The sequence below is a fragment of the Curtobacterium sp. MCSS17_005 genome (genome assembly GCF_003234225.2).
Classification (GTDB): Bacteria; Actinomycetota; Actinomycetes; order Actinomycetales; family Microbacteriaceae; genus Curtobacterium; species Curtobacterium flaccumfaciens.
This window is the reverse complement of record NZ_CP126258.1, coordinates 1,537,534-1,558,182: the sequence shown is the minus strand read 5'-3', so window position 1 is coordinate 1,558,182 and position 20,649 is coordinate 1,537,534. Positions and strand designations below refer to the sequence as shown.

The following is a 20,649-nucleotide window of genomic DNA, read 5'->3' as shown; positions in this document are numbered from 1 at the left end:
CTACACCAGGCAGCGGGGTCCGAGCAGGCTCTTCAGCTCGCCGAACAGGTCGGGGGTCAGGTTCACCGGGAACGGCAGCTCGAAGGTGCGCGCGACGTCGTCCTTGAGCAGCTTCAGCCGGACCTCGGTGTCGCCCTGGTGGCGACCGAGCACGGCGGCGAGTTCCGTCACCGTGGTCGTCGTGGCCTGGCGTTCGGGCAACGACAACGTGAGCGGGCCGGACCCCATCGCGTCGCCGACGTTCGGCTGGAACATGCTCACCGCGTGCAGGGCCTTGCCGTCGTCGCGGACGTTGACGCGGCCGCGCAGGACGACGATCGAGTCGGGCACCAGGGACGGGCCGAACTCCTGGTACGTCTTGCCCAGGAACATCACGCCGATCTGGCCGCCGAAGTCCTCGATGTCGACGATGCCGTACGGGTTGCCGCTCGTCTTCGCCACCCGGTGCTGCACGCTCGTCAGCAGGCCGGCGACGGTGACCGTCTCGCCCTCGATCGAGTCGTCGGCGGTCAGCAGGTCGGCGATGGTGATCGACTGGTGCTTCGCGAGCTCGATCTCGAGCCCGGCGAGCGGGTGGTCGGACACGTAGAGCCCGAGCATGTCCCGCTCGAACGCGAGCTTGTCGCGCTTGGACCACTCCGGACGGTCCGGCACCTGGGACACCGCGGCACTCGGGGCGTCCTCGGCTGCCTCGGCGAAGAGCGAGTCGAAGTCGAACCCCACGTTGCCGTGGGCCTCGTCGCGCTTGACCTTGACCGCACCCTCGACCGCGCCCTCGTGGATCTCCACCAGGGCACGCCGGGTGTCGCCGAACTCGTCGAAGGCACCCGCCTTGATGAGCGACTCGACCGTGCGCTTGTTCGCCGACGAGATCGGGATCTTGCGCAGGAAGTCGTGGAACGACTCGAAGGCGCCCTTCTCGGTCCGCGCCTTGACGATGTCGTCGACGACGTTGAACCCGACGTTGCGGATGGCACCCATGCCGAACCGGATGTCGTCGCCGACGGCGGCGAAAAAGCCGATCGACTCGTTGACGTCCGGCGGCATCACCTTGATGCCCATCCGGCGGCACTCGTTCAGGTAGAGCGCGAGCTTGTCGCGGGCGTCGCCGACGCTCGTCAGCAGCGCCGCCATGTACTCGGCCGGGTAGTGCGCCTTGAGGTACGCGGTCCAGAAGGACACCACACCGTAGGCCGCCGAGTGCGCCTTGTTGAACGCGTAGTCGGAGAAGGGCAGCAGGATGTCCCACAGCGTCTTGATCGCCGCGTCGGAGTACCCGTTGTCCTTCATGCCCTGCTGGAAGCCCGCGTACTGCTTGTCGAGCTCGGACTTCTTCTTCTTGCCCATCGCGCGGCGGAGGATGTCCGCCTGGCCGAGGGAGAACCCGGCGACCTTCTGCGCGATGGCCATGACCTGCTCCTGGTAGATGATCAGGCCGTAGGTCGTGCCGATGATGTCCTTGAGGGGCTCCTCGAGCTCCGGGTGGATCGGCGTGATCGGCTGTTCGCCGTTCTTGCGGAGCGCGTAGTTCGTGTGCGAGTTCGCACCCATGGGCCCCGGGCGGTACAGGGCGATGAGCGCGGAGATGTCCTCGAAGTTGTCGGGCTTCATCAACCGCAGCAGGCCACGCATCGGCCCACCGTCGAGCTGGAACACGCCGAGGGTGTCGCCGCGCTGCAGGAGCGCGTACGCCTCGGGGTCCTCGAGCCCCATGTTCTCGAGGTCGAGCTCGGTCCCACGGTTCGTCTTGATGTTGTCGAGGGCGTCACTGATGATCGTGAGGTTGCGGAGCCCCAGGAAGTCCATCTTGATCAGGCCGAGCGACTCCGCTGCCGGGTAGTCGAACTGCGTGACGATCTGGCCGTCCTGCTCCCGCTTCATGATCGGGATGATGTCGATGAGCGGATCGCTCGACATGATGACGCCGGCCGCGTGCACGCCCCACTGGCGCTTCAGCCCCTCGAGCCCGAGTGCGGTGTCGAAGACGGTCTTCGCCTCGGGGTCGGTCTCGACCACGGTGCGGACGTCGACGGCTTCCTTGTAGCGCGGGTGGTCCTTGTCGAAGATCCCGGTGAGCGGGATGTCCTTGCCCATCACGGGCGGCGGCATCGCCTTCGTGAGCTTCTCGCCCATGCCGAACGGGAACCCGAGGACGCGCGAGGAGTCCTTGAGCGCCTGCTTCGCCTTGATCGTGCCGTACGTGACGATCTGCGCGACGCGCTCCGACCCGTACTTCTCGGTGACGTACTTGATCGCCTCACCGCGGCGCCGGTCGTCGAAGTCGACGTCGAAGTCGGGCATCGAGACGCGGTCCGGGTTGAGGAACCGCTCGAAGATCAGACCGTGCCGGATCGGGTCGAGGTCGGTGATGCGCATCGCGTACGCCACCATCGAGCCGGCACCGGAGCCACGACCCGGACCGACGCGGATGCCGTTGTTCTTGGACCAGTTGATGAAGTCCGCGACCACCAGGAAGTAGCCGGGGAACCCCATCTGGTTGATGATGCCGACCTCGTAGTCGGCGCGGTCCTGCACCTCTTTCGAGATGCCGTCCGGGTACCGGTAGTCCAGCCCCTTCGCGACCTCTTTCTCGAACCAGGAGTGCTCGGTCTCGCCCTCGGGAACCGGGAACTTCGGCATGTAGTTGGCCGAGGTGTCGAACTCGACGTTGCAGCGTTCCGCGATGAGCAGCGTGTTGTCGCAGGCCTCGAGGTTGTCGCGGAAGACGTGCCGCATCTGCGCGGGGGTCTTCAGGTAGAACTCGTCGGCGTCGAACTTGAAGCGGTTCGGGTCGTTCAGGGTCGAGCCGGACTGCACGCAGAGGAGTGCCGCGTGGGACTTGGCGTCGTGGGCGTGCGTGTAGTGCAGGTCGTTCGTGCCGACCAGCGGGATGTCGAGGTCCTTCGCCAGGCGGATCAGGTCGCTCATGATCCGGCGTTCGATCTCGAGGCCGTGGTCCATGACCTCGGCGAAGTAGTTCTCCTTGCCGAAGATGTCGCGGTAGTCGGCGGCCGCCTGCACTGCTTCGTCGTACTGGCCGAGGCGCAGGCGCGTCTGGATCTCCCCCGAGGGGCAGCCCGTCGTGGCGATGATGCCCTCGTGGTACTCCTGCAGGAGCTCGATGTCCATGCGGGGCTTGAAGTAGTAGCCCTCGAGCGACGCCTTCGACGACAACCGGAACAGGTTGTGCATACCCGTCGTGTTCTCGGCGAACATCGTCATGTGCGTGTACGAGCCGGCGCCGGACACGTCGTCGCCCCCGCCGTCGCCCCAGCGCACACGGGTCTTGTCCGAGCGGTGCGTGCGGGGCGTGATGTACGCCTCGGTCCCGATGATCGGTTTGACGCCACCGGCCTTGGCGGCCTTCCAGAACTCGAAGGCGCCGAACATGTTGCCGTGGTCGGTCACCGCCACGGCGGGCATCCCCTGCGCGGCGGTCTCCGCCACGAGGTCGGAGAGCCTGGCGGCACCGTCGAGCATCGAATACTCGCTGTGCACGTGCAGGTGGACGAAGGAGTCGGAATCCGACACGGAACCTCCGGTTCGTACGGTGTGCTGCGGGGTGGGAACAGCCTAACCGCGGCCGCCCACATTCCCGCGCGCGTCGGGGCGGACGGGAGGCGCGGGGCGGGGCCGCGCCGCGCCTCCAGACCGGCAGCGTCGCGATACGCGCGGAGCGCGCCGCCGAGCGGGCAGGACACGCCGCAGGCAGGCCGCCGCGGGTACAGAAAGCGTCGCCTGGCGGCACCGTAGCCGACAGTTCGCGACCACTCGGCGCGTGCGGCCGGGCGCGCCGGGCGCGTAGGACGGGATGCGCGGGTCGGGGCCGCGCCGCGCCTCCAGACCGACAGCGGCGCGACATGCGCGGGGCGCGCCACCGAGCGGGCGGGACACGCCGCGCGCATGCTCCCGCGGGTGCAGAAAGCGTCGCCTGGCGGCGCCGCAGCCGACAGTTCGTGGCCACTCGGCGCAAGCGCATGGGCGTGCCGGCCTGGAGGCACGGGGCGGGGCCGCACCGCGCCTCCAGGCCGGCATCGGGTTGCGACGCGCGCGGGGCGCGCCGCCGAGTGGGCAGGACACGCCGCACGCGCGCCGCCGCGGGTACAGAAACCGACGCCTGGCGGCGCCGCAGCCGACAGTTCGTGACCACTCGGCGCAAGCGCATGGGCGTGCCGGCCTGGAGGCACGGGGCGGGGCCGCGCCGCGCCTCCAGGCCGGCATCGGGTCGCGACACGCGCGGGGCGCCACGCCGAGGGGGCAAGACACGCCGCAGGCAGGCCGCCGCGGGTGCAGAAGGCGTCGCCTGGCGGCACCCCAGCCGACAGTTCGTGACCACTCGGCGCAAGCGCCCGGGCGCGTCAGAGCGACGCACTCCGGATCTGCTCGAGCGCTGCCTGCAGGTCCTCCGGGTACTGCGCCTCGAACGACACCCACTCGCCCGTGCGGGGGTGGTCGAAGCCGAGCCGGACGGCATCGAGCCACTGGCGCGTCAGCCCGAGCTCGGCCGCCAGCACCGGGTCGGCGCCGTACATCGTGTCCCCGACGAGCGGGTGGCGTGTCGCCGCCATGTGCACCCGGATCTGGTGGGTGCGCCCGGTCTCCAGGTGTACCTCGAGCAGGGTGGCCGAGCGGAAGGCCTCGAGCGTCTCGTAGTGCGTGACGCTCGGCTTGCCCTCCGACGTGACCGCGAACTTCCAGTCGCTCGACGGGTGGCGGCCGATCGGAGCATCGATCGTGCCCGAGGTCGGGTCCGGGTGGCCCTGCGCGAGTGCGTGGTAGACCTTCTCGACCGTGCGCTCCTTGAACGCCCGCTTCAGATGCGTGTACGCCAGCTCGGTCTTCGCGACGACCATCAGGCCCGAGGTCCCGACGTCGAGGCGGTGCACGATCCCGGCGCGTTCGGCGGCGCCGGAGGTCGCGATGGTGAACCCGGCGGCGGCGAGGCCCCCGGGCACGGTCGGCCCGTCCCACCCCGGCGAGGGGTGCGCGGCGACGCCGACGGGCTTGTCCACGACGACGATGTCCTCGTCGTCGTGCACGATCGTCATGCCCGGCACGGCCGCCGGCACGATGCGCGGCGGCTCCTTCGGGGTCCACTCGACCTCGAGCCACGAGTCGGCGTGCAGCCGGTCCGACTTGTCGACGGGGACGCCGTCGACGCGGACGCCACCGGCTGCGACGACGTCGGCCGCGAACGACCGGCTGAAGCCGAGGAGCTTCGCGATGGCGGCGTCGACGCGCTCACCGGCGAGCCCGTCGGGCACGGGAAGAGAACGCGATTCGCTCACGTGGCGTCGTGGCCCAGCGTGTCGCGACGGTCGCGGTCGTCCGGCCTGGAGGCACGGGTCGGCTCGTCGAGAGCGGCGTCGGTCGACGAGAACGCGGCCCCACCGTCGAGCGGCTCCGCCGCGCCGACCGGCTGCGCCGCGTCGAGCTGCGCCTGGCGCTTGGCCGAGAGCGTGCGGGTGCCGTCGAGGTTCACCCCGAGGATCACCAGCAGCACGAAGACCACCATGCTGATGCAGATGAAGGAGTCGGCGACGTTGTAGATCGCCGGCATCATCCACGGCGTCGAGATGAAGTCGACGACGTGGCCACGACCGAAGCCGGGCTCACGGAAGAGCCGGTCGAGCAGGTTGCCCAGCGCGCCGCCGAGCAGCATGCCGAGCACGATGGCCCACCACATCGACCGGATGCGACGCGAGTACACGATGATCGCGACGACGACCGCGGCCGAGATGACCGAGAACACCCAGGTCATGTTCACCGCGAACGAGAACGCGGCCCCCGGGTTCCGGACGTACAGGAACTGCAACGCCCCGCCGAGGACCGGGACCGGGGTGCCGTACGGCAGGTTCGCGACGACCAGCGTCTTGGCGACCTGGTCGAACGCCACCACCACGACAGCGGCGAAGGCCAGTGCCGCGATCGCGCGGACACTGACCTTCGCTCGTGATGCTGGTCGCGACAACGTCAGTTGCCGAAGCCCTGCGCCGAAGCCGGCGCCGGGGTGAGACCGGACTGCTCGCCCGAGGTGTCGAGCTCGGAGAGCTGACCCTGGATGTAGCTCTTGAGCTGCGCACGGTAGTCGCGCTCGAAGGTCCGGAGCTCGTCGATCTTGCCCTCGAGCTGGCGCTGCTCCTGCTCGAGCACCGCGACACGCTGACGGTTCGTGTTCTCGGTGTCGGCGATGATCTGGCGCTGCTTCGCCTCGGCCTCGGAGACCAGGCGAGCCGCCTGGGCCGTGCCCTCGGCGATGAGCGCGTCGCGCTTCTCGATGCCCTCGCGGACGTGCTCCTCGTGGAGACGACGCGCCAGGGTCAGGAGGTTCGTGGTGCCCTCGGTGTCCTCGTCGGCGGGCACCGTCGTGGCCGGAGCCGCCGCGGCGACCGGAGCGGGCTCCGGTGCTGCCTCGACCGGGGCCGGGGTGGGCTCCGGCTCGGCTGCGGGAGCGGGCTGCTCGGCCTGCGCCGGCTGCGGGGCCGACTCGGCCGCCTGCAGGCGCTGGCGGAGCTCGTCGTTCTCCGCGGTCAGGCGACGGAGCTCGACCACGACCTCGTCGAGGAAGTCGTCGACCTCGTCCTGGTCGTAGCCCTCGCGGAACTTCGTCGGCTGGAACCGCTTGTTGACTACGTCTTCCGGCGTCAAAGCCATTGCCGTCACCTCAATAGAACTGCTGAACGTGTGGAACCGCGTGCGGTGCGACCGAATCTACCAGTCGTACCGTGCGGTGCGGATGCGCCACCGGAGCGGGCATCGATCCCGACCACCGTACACCGACGATGGGGCGGAACCGTGACCTGCGCCGGGCGTGGCGCGTGTCGCGGACGGGAGTCCGCTCAGATACCGCGTGCCAGAGCGGCGACCACGAACCGGGCGATGATGACGACGAGCATCACGATCGTCCAGCCGAAGTCGAGCGCGACCGGCCCCAGGCGGAGCGGCGGGAGGACCCGTCGCACCGCTCGGATGGGCGGATCCGTGATCGTGTAGACGAACTCGGACACCACGAGCATGCCCCCGCGCGGCCGCCAGGAACGGTTGAAGCTCTGCACGAGGTCGAGCGCGAAGCGCCCCCACATCACGAAGAAGTACAGGAGCAACGCGAGGGAGATGATCCCTAGGATCACGGACACGATGGGGCTCGCTCGTCTCGGGCGAGCGTCGTCAGACGACGCTCAGGGGCGGGTGTGCCGGGTACGGCTCAGGACTGGGCGAAGAAGTTCGCCTCGATGTCGGACTCTACCTCAGCGGGCTCACCGCTCACTGCGACGTGCGCCGGGGAGAGGAGGAAGACCTTGTTCGTGACACGCTCGATCTTGCCGAACAGGCCGAGCGACAGCCCCGAGGCGAAGTCGATCATGCGTCGGGCGTCACCCTCGGTCATCTGCGAGAGGTTGATGATGACGGGGATGCCGTCGCGGAAGCTCTCGGCGATGGACTGGGCGTCCTTGTACTCGCGCGGGTGGACGGTGAGGATCTCGTTCATTTCCTGGACCGGGGTCGCCTTCTGTGCGGTCGTGTGCGAGCGGCGGAGCGGAGTGACCTGGGCGCCGCGCTGGTGGGTGTGCGTCTTGGTGGGAGCCGGGGCCACTGCGGGAGCGGCCGCCGGGGCTGCTGCCGCCGCGGGGGTCTCCTGCGGTTCGGCGGGCGCCGGAGCAGCCGCTGCGGCCTGGCGAGCAGGGGCTGCCTGCTGGCGCGCGGGCTCGGCCTGCTGCTCGTCCTCGTAGTCGAGTTCCTCATCGGCGAGGCCGAGGTAGACCATCGTCTTCTTCAGCGGGTTGGCCATGGTTCCTCCGGGGTTCGTGCTCGTGGTGCCCTGCAACGAGGCTAGGGTGCGGGCGGCCGGTTTCCCGTGATTGCGGTGCCGATCCGCAGGTGTGTCGCGCCCTCGAGGATCGCCTCGGCGTAGTCCCCGCTCATGCCGGCCGAGATGTCGGTGGCGCCGGGCTCCAGCGCCACGACCCGTTCGGAGATCGAGCGGAGTCGGGCGAAGGCGGCTCGGGGCTCCTCGTCGAGGGGCGCGACCGCCATGACACCCCGCAACCGGATCGTCCCGGTGGCCAGCACGCGCGACACCATGGGCTCGACGTCGTCCGGCTGCACCCCGCCGCGGCCGGGGTCGTCGGTGAGGTTCACCTGCACGAACCCGTCGATGACCGGCGGCTCCGGCTCGGCCTCGGTCGGGGCGAACGCATCGACGACGGAGCCACGATCGAGCGACTGCACGACGTGGGCGTACCGCCGGGCCTGGCGGGCCTTCTTCGACTGCAGCTGCCCGACGAAGTGCCAGGTCAGGCCGAGGTCCGCCAGTTCGGCGGCCTTCGCCTGCGCCTCCTGGTGGCGGTTCTCCCCCACGTCCGTCACCCCGAGTGCGGCGAGCTCGCGGACGAGCGACGCCGGGTGGTACTTCGTGACGACGACGAGCGTCAGCTCGTCGGGCGAGCGCCCTGCGGCGCGCGCCGCGTCGCCGATGCCGCTCCGGACGGACGCAACGCGCGCCTCCAGCCCGTCGTCGTGGGACGAGGCCTGGAGGCGCGTGTCGGCTACCAAGGGTGGGTTACTTCAGGAAGTCGGGGACGTCGAGCTCGTCGTCGTCGTCGAACGCCGGGTCGGCGGCGCGCTGCACCGGCGGCTGGTGCTCCTGCGAGGCCCAGGACGGGCTCGACGTGGTCGAGTCCTCGATCGCGCCGGTCGAGGCGGCGACGGGCGCAGCTGCGCTCGACTCCGGGTCGACGTAGCTCGAGCGACGTTCCTTCTGCTGCTGTGCCGGCTCGCCGCCGTCGAAGCCCGCGGCGATGACGGTCACGCGGACCTCGTCGCCCAGGGTGTCGTCGATGACCGCACCGAAGATGATGTTCGCCTCGGGGTGCACGGCTTCCTGCACCAGACGCGCGGCGTCGTTGATCTCGAAGATGCCGAGGTTCGAGCCACCCTGGATCGACAGCAGCACGCCGTGCGCACCGTCGATGGAGGCCTCGAGCAGCGGCGACGCGACGGCGAGCTCGGCCGCCTTGATCGCACGGTCGGCGCCGCGCGAGGAGCCGATGCCCATGAGCGCGGAACCCGCACCCTGCATGACGCTCTTGACGTCGGCGAAGTCGAGGTTGATCAGGCCCGGGGTCGTGATGAGGTCGGTGATGCCCTGCACACCGGCGAGGAGCACCTGGTCGGCCGTGGCGAAGGCCTCGACCATGGAGATGCCGCGGTCGCTGATCTCGAGCAGGCGGTCGTTCGGGACGACGATGAGCGTGTCGACCTCGTCCTTGAGGCCCGCGACGCCGTTCTCCGCCTGGGACTGACGGCGCTTGCCCTCGAAGCTGAAGGGCTTCGTGACGACACCGATGGTCAGTGCGCCGATGGACTTCGCGATGCGCGCGACGACCGGTGCGCCACCGGTACCGGTGCCGCCGCCCTCGCCCGCGGTGACGAACACCATGTCGGCGCCGGCCAGGGCCTCTTCGATCTCCTCGGCGTGGTCCTCGGCGGCACGACGGCCGACCTCGGGGTCCGCGCCGGCACCGAGGCCGCGGGTGATCTCGCGGCCGACGTCGAGCTTGACGTCGGCGTCGCTGAGCAGCAGCGCCTGGGCGTCGGTGTTGATCGCGATGAACTCGACCCCACGGAGACCGAGCTCGATCATGCGGTTGACGGCGTTGACGCCGCCGCCGCCGACACCGACGACCTTGATGACGGCGAGGTAGTTGTGGTTCGTGGTCACGTCAGTCAGGCCTCCGGTAGAACCCTCAACCTCTACTTGAAGTTCAGGGGCAATGCTGGTAGATGTGGTGCTGGCTCCGACGCTACGGGTGCGTTCGGCGCAGTGTCGCCCCGCCACGCCGCGTGTCGCCGATCAGGTCCGGCAATTCAGTCCTTGGCGCGGATGACGCCGTTGTCCGGTGCCGAGACGTCGTACTCGACGACGACGCCGGGGTTCCGTGCCGCGTGGTCCTTGACCAGCGCGGCGAGCAGTTCGGCCTTCGCGACCGAGTCGTCCGGGCTCCCCCACACGACGGTCGAGCCGTCCTTGAGCGTCAGGGTGACGTCGTCGGCCGTCGACCCGGCGACGCGCGTCACCTGGGACCGGACCGTCGAGGGCAGCGCCAGCACGACCTCGGTCATCGTGCGGAAGCTCGAGGACCCCAGGCGCGCGCGGGCGATGTCGGCGAGCGGCATGGTCGCCGGGCGCTTCGGCGACGACTGGACGACGATGCCCGCGGGGTCGACGAGGTCGAAGGTGCTGCCGGAGCGCACCGCGACCACCGGCGTGCGCTCGGTCACCGTGACGACGAGCGTGTGCGGCGGGGCCTCTTCGGTCACGTAGCTCTCGATGAGCGGGAACCCGGCGACGTCCCGCTTGATCGCGTCGAAGTCGAGCCGGGCCAGGGGCGTGCCGATCTGGTCGGACAGCGCCTGGCGCAGCGCAGACTCGTCGACGCGGTTGGTGCCCTTGACCTCGATGGTGCGGAGCGCCATCAGCGGGGAGAACACCGCGACGAGGATCGAGACCCCGAGCACCAGGACGACGCTCGCCGCCGTGATCCACGCGGCGCGACGGTGCCGGCTGCGCCGGGTGAACCGGCGGACCTCGGCACGCTCGAGCAGCCGGCGGCGTCGCTTCGCGATGCGCGCCTCGCGGGCGGTCTCGGCAGCGCGCACCCGCGCCCCGATGGGCGCCTCGGTGTGCTGGTCGGTCCGGGAGGCACTGCCCGCATCGAGCACGTCGGTCACGGTCGCGTCGTGGTCGGCTCCACCGCTCGAGGCCGCTCGGCGTTCCGCGTCGCGACGGTCGGCCTCCGGGTCCCGGTGGTCCTCGTTCGGGGTGTACTCGCGCAGGCGGTCGGCGACGGTGGAGAGCCCGGCGCCGAACCGGCGTCCGGCCGCGCCGGCGAACGCGCCGACGCGGTCCCAGTGCGGACCCGACGTGTCGGCGGCGGGCCGGTCCGCGGGGGTGGGCTCGGCGGTGTCGGCGACCGTCTCGTCGACCGGGGCGTCCGGGGCGGACGCGGGACGGGCCTCCCGGTCGTCGGCGACGCGTCCGCGGAACGGCAGCCGCGGCTTCGAGGGACCACGACGCTGACGGGGCGCTTCCGCGGCCTCGGCCGGGGCGTCCCTGCGGGCGTCCCCCTCGTCGAACCCCTCGGGGCGCTTCACCGGGACGACGCTCCGTCGGTGCCCAGGGCGCCGAGCACCTGCGGGATGATCCGGTACACATCGCCGCAGCTGAGCGTCATGATGATGTCGCCGTCACGGGCGACCGCGGCCGCGCGGGCCGCCGCCTCGTCCCAGTCGGGCAGGAACTCGACGCGCGACTGGTCGGCGAACCGCTCCTGCACCAGGGCGCCGGTCACGCCGGGCTCCGGGTCCTCGCGGGCGCCGTAGACGTCGAGCACGACCGTGTGGTCGGCGAGCTCCTCGTACACCCTGGCGAAGTCGCCGGCCATCAGACGGGTGCGCGAGTACAGGTGCGGCTGGTGGATCGCGATGATGCGACCGTCGCCGACGACGTTGCGGGCGGCCTTGAGCGCCGCGGCGACCTCGGTCGGGTGGTGCGCGTAGTCGTCGTAGACCGAGACGCCGCGCTCGACACCGTGCAGCTCGAAGCGGCGCTGGGTGCCACCGAACGCCTCGAGCCCGCGGACCGCGTCGGCCGGGGCGACGCCGAGGCCGGTCAGGACCGCGAAGGCGCCGACGGCGTTGATCGCGTTGTGGCGGCCGGGCACGCGGAGGGTCAGGTGGTACGCCTCACCACCGGCGCGGAAGTCGACCTCGACGCCGGCCGACTCGGTGATGCCCTCGATGCGGACGTCCGCGTCGACGGCCTCGCCGAACGTGACGATCTCGGGGGCGTCGGCGCGCTGGCGGATGCCGGCCGTGACCGTCTTCGCACCGGCGTCGTCGCTCGAGATGACGACGCGCTCGCTCGCCTTCGCGGCGAACTCGACGAAGGCCTCGGTGAAGGCCTCCTCGCTGCCGTAGTGGTCCAGGTGGTCGGCGTCGACGTTGGTGATCAGTGCCACGGCGACGTCGTAGAGCAGGAACGAGCCGTCGGACTCGTCGGCCTCGACCACGAACAGGTCGCTGGAACCCGGAGCCGAACTCGTGCCGAGGGACTGGATGACGCCGCCGTTGACGAAGCTCGGGTCGAGGCCGAGCTCGACCATCGCGGTGACGATCATGCCGGTCGAGGTGGTCTTGCCGTGCGCACCGGCGACCGCGACCAGGCGGTGCTCGGCGATCAGGGCGGCGAGGGCCTGCGAGCGGTGCAGCACCGGCAGACCGCGGCGCTGCGCCTCGAGGAGCTCGGGGTTGTCGGGCCAGAGGGCGCTCGTGACCACGATGGTGTCTGCCTGCCCGACGTTCGCGGCGTCGTGACCGATGTGCACGGTCGCGCCGAGGTCGCGCATCGTGCCGGTCGTCTCCGTCTCGCGGGAGTCGCTGCCCGTCACGCGGTGCCCGGCGGCGAGGAACATCCGCGCGATCCCGCTCATGCCCGCGCCGCCGATGCCGACGAAGTGCACCGTGCCCAGGTCGTCCGGGATCGGCTGGGTCAGGTCCGGCTTGATGGTCATCGTTCCTCCGTGGTGCTGGGGGCCTGCTTCGCGGCGTCGAGGACCAGGTCGGTCATCCGGTCGGCGCCGTCGCGGTGGCCGACGCTGCCCGCCCGCACGGTCATGTCCGCGATGCGGGAGCGGTCCTGCAGGATGCTCAGCAGCTGGAACGTCACCCAGTCCTGGTCGAATTCCCCGTCGGCCACCAGGACGGCTCCCCCGGCGTCGATGACGTCCTTCGCGTTGTGGCGCTGCTCACCGTTGCCCACCGGGTACGGCACGAGCACGCTCGGCAGCCCGACGGCGGTCAGCTCGCACACCATGCCGGCGCCGGAGCGCGACACGACGAAGTCGCTCGCCGCGTACGCCAGGTCCATCCGGTCGCAGTATGGCAGCACGTGGTAGCCGTCGAGGTCGCTCGGGCCGATGTCCGACGCGGCACCCACGACGTGCAGGACCTGCCAGCCGGCTCCGACGATGGCGGCGGCGGACTTGTTGATCGTCCGGTTGATGCTCCGCGCGCCCGAGGAGCCACCGGTCACGAGCAGCACGGGACGGTCCGGGTCGAGCCCGAACTCGGTGAGCCCCTCGGCCCGGACGGCGCGGCGGTCGAGCGACTCGATCTCGCGACGGAGCGGCATGCCGACGACGCGGCCGTGGCGCAGGCGCGTGTTCGAGAAGGTCAGGCCGACGTGCTCGGTCAGGAAGGCGGCGAGGCGGTTCGCCAGCCCGGGCTTGGCGTTCTGCTCGTGTACGACGATCGGGGTGCCGGTCCGGCGCGCGGCGATGTACGCCGGAGCGGCCGCGTAGCCACCGACCCCGAGGACCACCTCGATCTCGTGGTCGCGGATGATCTGCTCGGTCCGCTTGACCGCCGCGGCGAAGCGCTGCGGGAAGCGCAGGGCCGCACCGTTGAGCTTCCGCGGGAACGGCAGGCGCGGGATCGTCAGCAGCTCGTAGCCGCGCATCGGGACGAGACGGGACTCCAGGCCCTCGGCGGTGCCCAGCACGAGCACCTCGGCGCTGGGCTCCCGCTCGGTCAGCCGGTCGGCGACCGCGAGCAGGGGGTTGACGTGGCCGGCGGTGCCGCCGCCGGCGAAGAGGTACTTGCTCACCGCAGTGATCCGTTCGTGGAGGTCCGGCCGAGTGGGGCGTTCGTCAGGCCGGGGTCGTTCTTGCCGGGCAGGTCACGGGCGAAGGAGAGCACGACGCCGATCGCCACCAGGGTCATGATGAGGGCCGAACCACCGGCCGAGATGAGTGGGAGCGGCACGCCGAGCACGGGCAGCAGGCCGAGCACGACGGCGATGTTGATGAGCGCCTGACCGATGATCCACGCCAGGATGCCACCCGTGACCGTCTTCACGAAGGGGTCGCGGGACTGCCGGATGATCTTGATCATGCCGACGGCGAGCACCACGAACAGGCTGAGCACCACGACGGCGCCGATCAGGCCGAGCTCCTCGCCGATGATCGCGAAGATGTAGTCGTTGTCCGCCTCGGGCAGCCACGACCACTTCGCCTTCGAGTTGCCGAGGCCGACGCCGAACACGCCGCCGGACGCGAGCGCCCACATGCCGTGCACGGGCTGCCAGCAGATGTCCTGGTACTGACTGGTGTCGGTGCACCCGGACAACCAGGCGCTGATGCGGGTGGATCGCGAGGCCGAGGCCATCGTCACGAAGGGCAGCATCACGGCGAACGCACCGAGGCCGACGAGCAGGTGCCGGGCGCGGACGCCGCCGATGTACAGCGCACCGAACACCAGGATGAGCATGACCATCGCGGTGCCCTGGTCACCACCGAGGACGACGAGCCCGAGCGACAGCATCGAGGCGATCCCGATCGGGATGAACACCTCTTTCCAGTCGTCGAGCTTGTCCCGCTTGACGTAGATGATGGCGCCGATGCCGAGCACCAGCCCGAGCTTCACGACCTCGGACGGCTGCGCGGTGAACGACCCGAGCTCGATCCAGTTCCGGTTGCCCTGGATGTCGATGCCGAGCGGGGTGAACACCAGCAGCTGCAGGACGAGCGCAGCACCGAGCAGCCGCATCGCCCACTTCCGCCAGACCCGGGTCGGGACCCGGCTGGCGATGAGCATGAGCGGCACGCCGAGCACGGCGTACAGGCCCTGACGGGACGCCGCCCCGAAGAAGTCGTGGGTCGCCGCGTACTCCTCGACGCTCGACGAGGACAGCACCATCACGACGCCGAAGACGACGAGGAACAGCGTGACGCCGAGGATCGTGTAGAAGGTGCTGGACTCCGCGACGAAGACGTTCTTGACGGCGACGATCGCGCCGTTCGTCCGTCGCGGGGTCGACGCGGTCCGGCCGTTACGGCTGTTCGGAAGATCCGTCGGTGTCGTCGCCATCGACTTCTCCTCCCAGGTGCTCGTTGACCGCGGCCGCGAAACGCTGCCCCCGGTCGGCGTAGGAGCCGAACTGGTCGAACGACGCCGCCGCCGGGGCGAGGAGGACGGTGTCGCCCGGCCTCGCGACCGATGCGGCATGCCGGACCGCCTCGCGCATGACCTGATCAGTGTCCGTCGTCTCGACCTGGAGCACCGGGACCGCGGACGCGTGTCGCGCGAATGCCTCGAGGACCGGGGTCCGGTCGGTGCCGATCACCACGACGGCGCGGACACCCGGGCCGAAGCGCTCGACCAGACCGTCGACATCGACGCCCTTGAACAGCCCGCCGACGATCCACACGACGGTTTCGAACGACGCGAGCGACGCGGTGGCGGCGTGCGGGTTCGTGGCCTTGGAGTCGTCGACCCAGGTGATGCCGTCCGCCTGGGCCACGAGCTCGGTGCGGTGGTGATCGGCGCGGAACGCCCGGACGGCCGACTGGATGGCGCTCGGCTGGACGGTGCCGGCACGGGCCAGGGCAGCGGCGGCCAGGACGTTCATGGTCATGTGCGGGCTGGCGAGCCCGGCGGCCTCGAGGTCGGCGATCGTCGACAGCTCGAGCGCGCTGTTGCGGCGGTCCTCGTTGAAGGCCCGGTCGCACAGGACGTCCTCGACGATGCCGACGTCACCGGGAGCGGGGACACCGGGGGTGAAGCCGACCGCACGGCAGCCCTCCACCACGTCGGCCTCCTGCACCATCCGCCGGGTGGCCTCGTCCGAGGTGTTGTAGACGCACGCCATCACGGTGCGCTCGTAGACCTTGGCCTTCGCCGCGCGGTACGCCTCGGCGGAGCCGTGCCACTCCAGGTGGTCGTCGGCGATGTTCAGGCAGGCACTCGCGAGCGGCACCACGGCGCCGTCACCGGACGTCGCCGCGTAGTGCAGCTGGTGGCTCGAGAGCTCGACGACGAGCACGTCGTAGCCGACCGGGTCGCGGACGACGTCGAGCACCGGCACGCCGATGTTCCCGCACGCAACGGCACGCAGGCCGCCGGCCTCGTACATCGCGGTCGTGAGCTGTGTCGTCGTGGTCTTGCCGTTCGTGCCCGTGATCGTGATCCAGGGGGCCGCGACCGGGCCGCGGACGACCTTGTCGCGCACGCGCCAGGCGAGCTCGATGTCACCCCAGACGGTGCTGTTCGTCACCGACCACTGCACAGTGGCGTTGTGCGGGGGCAGCCCCGGCGACACGATGACGACGTCGGGTGCCTGCTGCACGAGGGCGTCCGGCACGGAGTCGAGCGGCGTCTGCAGGAACCGGGCACCGATCACGTCGAGCAGCTCGACGCTGTCAGCGGGGGCGTCGGACGAGTAGACCGTCACCTCGCTGCCGAGCTCGACGAGCGTGTCGGCGACCGAGAACCCGGTGGCACCGAGGCCGAGGACGGCGACGTTGAGCCCCTTCCACCCCTCGGAGTACCAGCTGTCGAGGGACTGGAGGCGGGACGGCGAGGACACCGGGTCAACCAACGCGTGCGATCCATTCGAGGTAGAAGAGTCCGACCCCCGCCGCGACGAAGAGCCCGGCGATGATCCAGAAGCGGACGACGACGGTCACCTCGGCCCACCCCTTCAGTTCGAAGTGGTGGTGCAGCGGACTCATCAGGAAGATGCGCTTGCCGTGGGTGATCTTGAAGTAGGCCCGCTGCAGGATGACGGAGCCGGTGACGATGAAGAACAGGCCACCGATGAGGACGAGCAGCAGCTCGGTGCGGCTGAGGATCGCGAGGCCGGCCAGGGCACCGCCGAGGCCGAGCGAACCGGTGTCGCCGAGGAAGATCTGCGCCGGCGAGGTGTTGTACCAGAGGAACCCGATGAGCCCACCGCAGACCGCGGCCGCGACCACGGCGAGGTCGAGCGGGTTCGACACGGTGTAGCAGGCGTGTGCGGTGCTCGAGTCGAGCCGGGCGCCGCCGCAGATCTGGTTCGACTGCCAGAAGCCGATGATGACGTACGAGCCGATCGCCAGGATGCTCGACCCGGTGGCCAGGCCGTCGAGCCCGTCGGCCACGTTCACGCCGTTCGACGTGGACACCGTCAGCAGGACGATCCAGGCGAGGAACAGCACGGTGCCGATGACGGTGCCGAGCGCCATGAAGTCGAGCCACGGCACGTCGCGGATCGCCGAGATCATCGTGGACGCCGGCGGCTTCCCGTTGGACGTCGGCACGACCAGGGCGATCGTCGCGAAGATGACGCCGACGATGACCTGGCCGAGGATCTTGGCCCAGCCGCCGAGCCCGAGGCTCCGCTGACGGCGCACCTTCAGGAAGTCGTCGATGAAGCCGACGAACCCGAGCCCGACCATCAGGAAGAGCACGAGCAGCCCGGACAGCGTGATCGAGTCACGCCCGACCAGGTGGCCGACGAAGTACCCGATCACCGCACCGATGATCAGGACGATGCCGCCCATGGTGGCGGTGCCGCGCTTGGTGTGGTGGGACTGCGGACCGTCGTCACGGATGAACTGCCCCCACCCGAGACGGTGGAAGAGCTTGATGAAGGACGGGGTGAGCAGCAACGTGAACACCAGCGACGTGGCGCCGGCGACGAGGAGCGCGATCATTCGGTGACACCTCCGAGGCGGTCGCCGAGGAATCGCAGTTCGGCAGACTTCGAGGACTTGACGAGGACGACGTCGCCGGGGCGGAGCATCTCCTGCATGGCACGGACGGCGTCGTCGACGTCCTCGATGTACACGGACTCGCCGTCCCACGATCCCTCGAGGGTGGCGGCCTGGTGGATGGGCATCGCGCCGCGGCCGACGACCACGAGCTGTCCGATGCCGAGGCGGACGACGAGCCGACCGATCCGGTCGTGCTCCTCGACGGAGTACTCACCGAGCTCGGCCATCTCACCGAGCACGGCGACGGTCCGCTCCCCCGGGCGCACGATCTGCGCCAGGGTCCGCAGCGCCGCCGCGGTGGAGTCGGGCGACGCGTTGTACGCGTCGTTGATGACGGTGACGCCCTCGGGGCCGCCCTGGAGCAGCTCCATGCGCCAGCGCTCGGCGCGCGTCATCGACGCGAGCGCCGCGGCGCCGTCGGCGAGCGGGACGCCCCACAGGTGGGCGACGGTGAGCGCGGCGGACGCGTTCATCGCGTGGTGCTCACCCAGGATCGCGAGGCGCACGTCGACGTGATCCGGGCCTCCAGGCTGTCCTGGAGGCGCAGTGAGGGTGAAGCGGGTGCCGCTGCGGTCCGTCTCGATGCTGGTGATGCGGTAGTCGGCCTCGGCCGACGTGCCGAAGCCCACCACGCGCGCAGCCGTCAGGTCGCGCATCGACGCGACGCGGTCGTCGTCGACGTTGAGCAGGGCCGTGGCGGTCTCGGGCAGGTCGGTGACCATCTCCGACTTCGCGCGCTGCGTCGCCTCGATGCCGCCGAACTCGCCGGCGTGCGCGAGGCCCACCTTGAGGACGACGCCGAGGTCGGGCTCGGCGATCGAGACGAGCTTGGCGATGTGGCCGACGCCGCTCGCGCCCATCTCGACCACCAGGTACCGGGTGTCGTACGTCACTCGGAGCATCGAGATCGGCGCGCCGACGTGGTTGTTGAACGATCCCTCGGGCGCGACGGTCGCGCCGTGTTGCTCGAGGATCGTGCGGAGCATGTTCTTCGTGCTCGTCTTGCCGTTCGAGCCGGTGATCCCGACGACCCGCAGGGGTGCCGGGCGACCATCGGCGTCGACGCGGTCCGCGGTGCTCATCCGGACGCGCGTGACGACCTCGTGCGCGAGCACGGCGAGGGCCTCGTACCCGTCGGCGACGACGATCTGCGGCGCGGTGGTGTCCACGCGCTCGGGCGTGATCACCAGGGCGGCACCGGCGTCGACCGCAGCGGGCACGAAGCGTCGGCCGTCGGTGACCTCACCGGGCAGGGCGAAGAAGACGCTGCCGGGGCGGACCAGGCGGGAGTCGGTCTCGACCGAGCCCTCGACGACCAGGTCGCCGGGCTCGGCGACGTCGGTCGCCTGCGCGCCGCCGATCAGCTCGCCGCCGACCGCGGTGGCGATCTCGGCGAGGGTCATGGCGATCATCGGACGTCCTCCGCCGGACCGGAGTTCGGCTCCCAGCCGGCCTCGCGCAGGGCCGCGCGGGCCTCGTCGCGGGCGGAGTACGGCGTGCGGACACCCTGGATGTCGCGGTAGTCCTGGTGCCCCGGGCCGGCCCAGAGGATCGAGTCCCCCTCGCCGACCAGGCTCACGGCCGTGCGGATCGCCGCCTCGGGCGGGCTGACCTCGTGGATCTCGTGGTCCGGGTACGCGGCACGTGCGGCGTCGACCAGGGTCTTCCGGATCGACGCGGCGTCCTCGAAGCGCGGGTGGTGGTCGGTGACGACGAGGATGTCGCTGCCGGCCGCCGCCACGCGGGCCATGTCGCCGCGCTTCGTGGTGTCGCGGTCGCCGTCGGCGCCGAACAGCATGAGGACCTTGCCGGAGGTGAACTGCCGGACCGCGGCCAGGGTGTTCTCGAAGGCGTCGGCGCTGTGGCCGAAGTCGACGTAGACGCTCGGGCCATGCTCGCCGGAGACGCGCTCGGTGCGACCGGGCAGGTAGCACTCGATGGCGGAGACGCGGTGCGTCTCGCCGTCGCGCTCGCTCGCGTCGTCCTCGTCAGGGTAGCGACGGTGGTTGCTCTCCAGCGCGTGCGCGATGGCACCCAGCTCGAACCCGCCTTCGACGAGCATGACGATCGCGAGTGCCGCGTTCGCCGCCATGTGCCAGCCGATGAGCGGCACACGAGTGGTCAGTCCGCGGCCCTCGGGGCCGGTCAGACGGAACTCGGTGTAGGCGGCGTGCGCCTCGACGATGTCGACGTGCCACTCGGCCTCGACGTCGGGGTGCACGGTGATCGTGGTGACCGGGATGCGGGAGTCCTGCACCACGCGGTGGCCCCAGTCGGTGTCCAGCGAGACGACGCCGCGACGGGCGTGCTCGGGCTGGAACAGCGGGAGCTTCGCCTGGTAGTACTCCTCCATGTCGGCGTAGTCGTCGAGGTGGTCGTGCGACAGGTTCGTGAAGGCCGCGACGTCGAAGACGATGCCGTCGACGCGGTGCCGGCTGAGGGCCTGGGCACTGACCTCGACGGCGACCGCGCGGACCTCGCTCTCGCGCATGCGGGCGAGGAGCGCGTGCATCTCGCTGGCCTCGGGCGTGGTCAGGCGGCTCGTCACGCTGAGCGAACCGATGTGGCGCTCGGCGGTCGAGCTCAGGCCGGTGACCAGGCCGAGCTGCTTGAGGATGCCCTCGAGGATGTAGGACGTGCTCGTCTTGCCGTTCGTGCCGGTGACGGCGAACAGCTGCGGCAGGTCGGTGGCCTCGTCGGGGTGCGTGCGGTAGACCCACGCCGCGACGTCGCCGAGGGCGGCGCGGGGGTCGTCGACGACGAGCACCGGCAGCCCGGACGGCTCGACCAGTGCGGCGCCGTCCTGGTCGGTCAGGACGGCGACGGCGCCGCGCTCGGCGGCCTCCGTCGCGAACTGTGCGCCGTGCCGGTTCGCACCGTGCACGCCGACGAACAGGTCACCCGGCTGCACCTCGGTGGCGCTCAGGGTGACACCGGTGGTCTCGATGCTGTCGACCGAGCCGACGACTCGCAGACCGAACGCGTTGGCGAGTTCGGAGACGGCCCTCGGGGTCGGGTGTTCGGGTCGGAGGACCGGGGGGATCCGTGCGGACAA

Annotated in this window: 16 protein-coding genes; all 16 read right to left on the bottom strand. The window is 70.6% G+C overall.

Annotated features, from left to right (window positions below):
• The gene (gene dnaE / locus DEJ20_RS07465; RefSeq protein WP_071245757.1) at positions 1–3,480 is read right to left on the bottom strand and encodes a DNA polymerase III subunit alpha; all 3,480 of its coding nucleotides are present in this window, start codon (positions 3,478–3,480) and stop codon (positions 1–3) included.
• A gap of 878 nt (positions 3,481–4,358) precedes the next feature.
• Positions 4,359–5,264, bottom strand: coding sequence for an RluA family pseudouridine synthase (locus DEJ20_RS07460; protein WP_284183383.1), 906 nt, complete (start codon positions 5,262–5,264; stop codon positions 4,359–4,361).
• A 20-nt stretch (positions 5,265–5,284) separates the two neighbouring features.
• The gene (lspA, locus tag DEJ20_RS07455) at positions 5,285–5,971 is read right to left on the bottom strand and encodes a signal peptidase II (RefSeq protein WP_258377261.1); all 687 of its coding nucleotides are present in this window, start codon (positions 5,969–5,971) and stop codon (positions 5,285–5,287) included.
• 2 nt (positions 5,972–5,973) lie between these two features.
• A complete protein-coding gene (locus tag DEJ20_RS07450) occupies positions 5,974–6,654 on the bottom strand; it encodes a DivIVA domain-containing protein (protein ID WP_071405424.1) in 681 nt (226 codons plus the stop codon).
• A 185-nt stretch (positions 6,655–6,839) separates the two neighbouring features.
• Positions 6,840–7,136, bottom strand: a complete 297-nt coding sequence (locus DEJ20_RS07445; RefSeq protein WP_017886631.1) for a YggT family protein — start codon at positions 7,134–7,136, stop codon at positions 6,840–6,842.
• A gap of 68 nt (positions 7,137–7,204) precedes the next feature.
• Positions 7,205–7,789: a cell division protein SepF gene (locus DEJ20_RS07440; RefSeq protein ID WP_111236468.1), complete on the bottom strand. Its 585-nt coding sequence runs from the start codon at positions 7,787–7,789 to the stop codon at positions 7,205–7,207.
• A 41-nt stretch (positions 7,790–7,830) separates the two neighbouring features.
• Positions 7,831–8,553 carry a YggS family pyridoxal phosphate-dependent enzyme gene (locus tag DEJ20_RS07435; protein WP_111236467.1) on the bottom strand — a complete coding sequence of 241 codons (723 nt, stop codon included), beginning with the start codon at positions 8,551–8,553 and terminating at the stop codon, positions 7,831–7,833.
• A gap of 7 nt (positions 8,554–8,560) precedes the next feature.
• Positions 8,561–9,721 carry a cell division protein FtsZ gene (gene ftsZ, locus DEJ20_RS07430; RefSeq protein WP_027465251.1) on the bottom strand — a complete coding sequence of 387 codons (1,161 nt, stop codon included), beginning with the start codon at positions 9,719–9,721 and terminating at the stop codon, positions 8,561–8,563.
• A gap of 146 nt (positions 9,722–9,867) precedes the next feature.
• On the bottom strand, positions 9,868–11,154 hold the full coding sequence (locus tag DEJ20_RS07425) for a cell division protein FtsQ/DivIB (protein WP_111236466.1): 1,287 nt from the start codon (positions 11,152–11,154) through the stop codon (positions 9,868–9,870).
• Entirely contained in the window at positions 11,151–12,572 is a 1,422-nt protein-coding gene (murC, locus tag DEJ20_RS07420) for a UDP-N-acetylmuramate--L-alanine ligase (RefSeq protein WP_111236465.1), read from the bottom strand. The genes DEJ20_RS07425 and murC overlap by 4 nt, the downstream gene beginning before the upstream one ends.
• Positions 12,569–13,666 (bottom strand): UDP-N-acetylglucosamine--N-acetylmuramyl-(pentapeptide) pyrophosphoryl-undecaprenol N-acetylglucosamine transferase, encoded by a 1,098-nt coding sequence (locus DEJ20_RS07415; RefSeq protein ID WP_111236464.1) that lies wholly within the window; start codon positions 13,664–13,666, stop codon positions 12,569–12,571. The genes murC and DEJ20_RS07415 overlap by 4 nt, the downstream gene beginning before the upstream one ends.
• Positions 13,663–14,928 (bottom strand): putative lipid II flippase FtsW, encoded by a 1,266-nt coding sequence (gene ftsW, locus DEJ20_RS07410; RefSeq protein ID WP_111123948.1) that lies wholly within the window; start codon positions 14,926–14,928, stop codon positions 13,663–13,665. Before ftsW ends, DEJ20_RS07415 begins: the two co-directional genes overlap by 4 nt.
• Complete coding sequence (gene murD / locus DEJ20_RS07405) at positions 14,891–16,426, bottom strand: UDP-N-acetylmuramoyl-L-alanine--D-glutamate ligase (RefSeq protein WP_111236463.1); 1,536 nt, start codon at positions 16,424–16,426, stop codon at positions 14,891–14,893. Before murD ends, ftsW begins: the two co-directional genes overlap by 38 nt.
• Positions 16,427–16,430: 4 nt before the next feature.
• Positions 16,431–17,534, bottom strand: coding sequence for a phospho-N-acetylmuramoyl-pentapeptide-transferase (mraY, locus tag DEJ20_RS07400; RefSeq protein WP_111236462.1), 1,104 nt, complete (start codon positions 17,532–17,534; stop codon positions 16,431–16,433).
• Positions 17,531–19,006: a UDP-N-acetylmuramoyl-tripeptide--D-alanyl-D-alanine ligase gene (locus DEJ20_RS07395; protein WP_111236461.1), complete on the bottom strand. Its 1,476-nt coding sequence runs from the start codon at positions 19,004–19,006 to the stop codon at positions 17,531–17,533. Before DEJ20_RS07395 ends, mraY begins: the two co-directional genes overlap by 4 nt.
• A complete protein-coding gene (locus tag DEJ20_RS07390; RefSeq protein WP_111236460.1) occupies positions 19,003–20,649 on the bottom strand; it encodes a Mur ligase family protein in 1,647 nt (548 codons plus the stop codon). Before DEJ20_RS07390 ends, DEJ20_RS07395 begins: the two co-directional genes overlap by 4 nt.

Excerpts from the sequence above, each read along its gene's own strand:
- dnaE (WP_071245757.1), bottom strand. The coding sequence starts at position 3,480 with ATGCTCGACGGTGCCGCCAGGCTCTCCGACCTCGTGGCGGAGACCGCC.
- DEJ20_RS07450 (WP_071405424.1), bottom strand. The coding sequence starts at position 6,654 with ATGGCTTTGACGCCGGAAGACGTAGTCAACAAGCGGTTCCAGCCGACG.
- DEJ20_RS07440 (WP_111236468.1), bottom strand. The coding sequence starts at position 7,789 with ATGGCCAACCCGCTGAAGAAGACGATGGTCTACCTCGGCCTCGCCGAT.
- murC (WP_111236465.1), bottom strand. The coding sequence starts at position 12,572 with ATGACCATCAAGCCGGACCTGACCCAGCCGATCCCGGACGACCTGGGC.
- ftsW (WP_111123948.1), bottom strand. The coding sequence starts at position 14,928 with ATGGCGACGACACCGACGGATCTTCCGAACAGCCGTAACGGCCGGACC.
- mraY (WP_111236462.1), bottom strand. The coding sequence starts at position 17,534 with ATGATCGCGCTCCTCGTCGCCGGCGCCACGTCGCTGGTGTTCACGTTG.
- DEJ20_RS07395 (WP_111236461.1), bottom strand. The coding sequence starts at position 19,006 with ATGATCGCCATGACCCTCGCCGAGATCGCCACCGCGGTCGGCGGCGAG.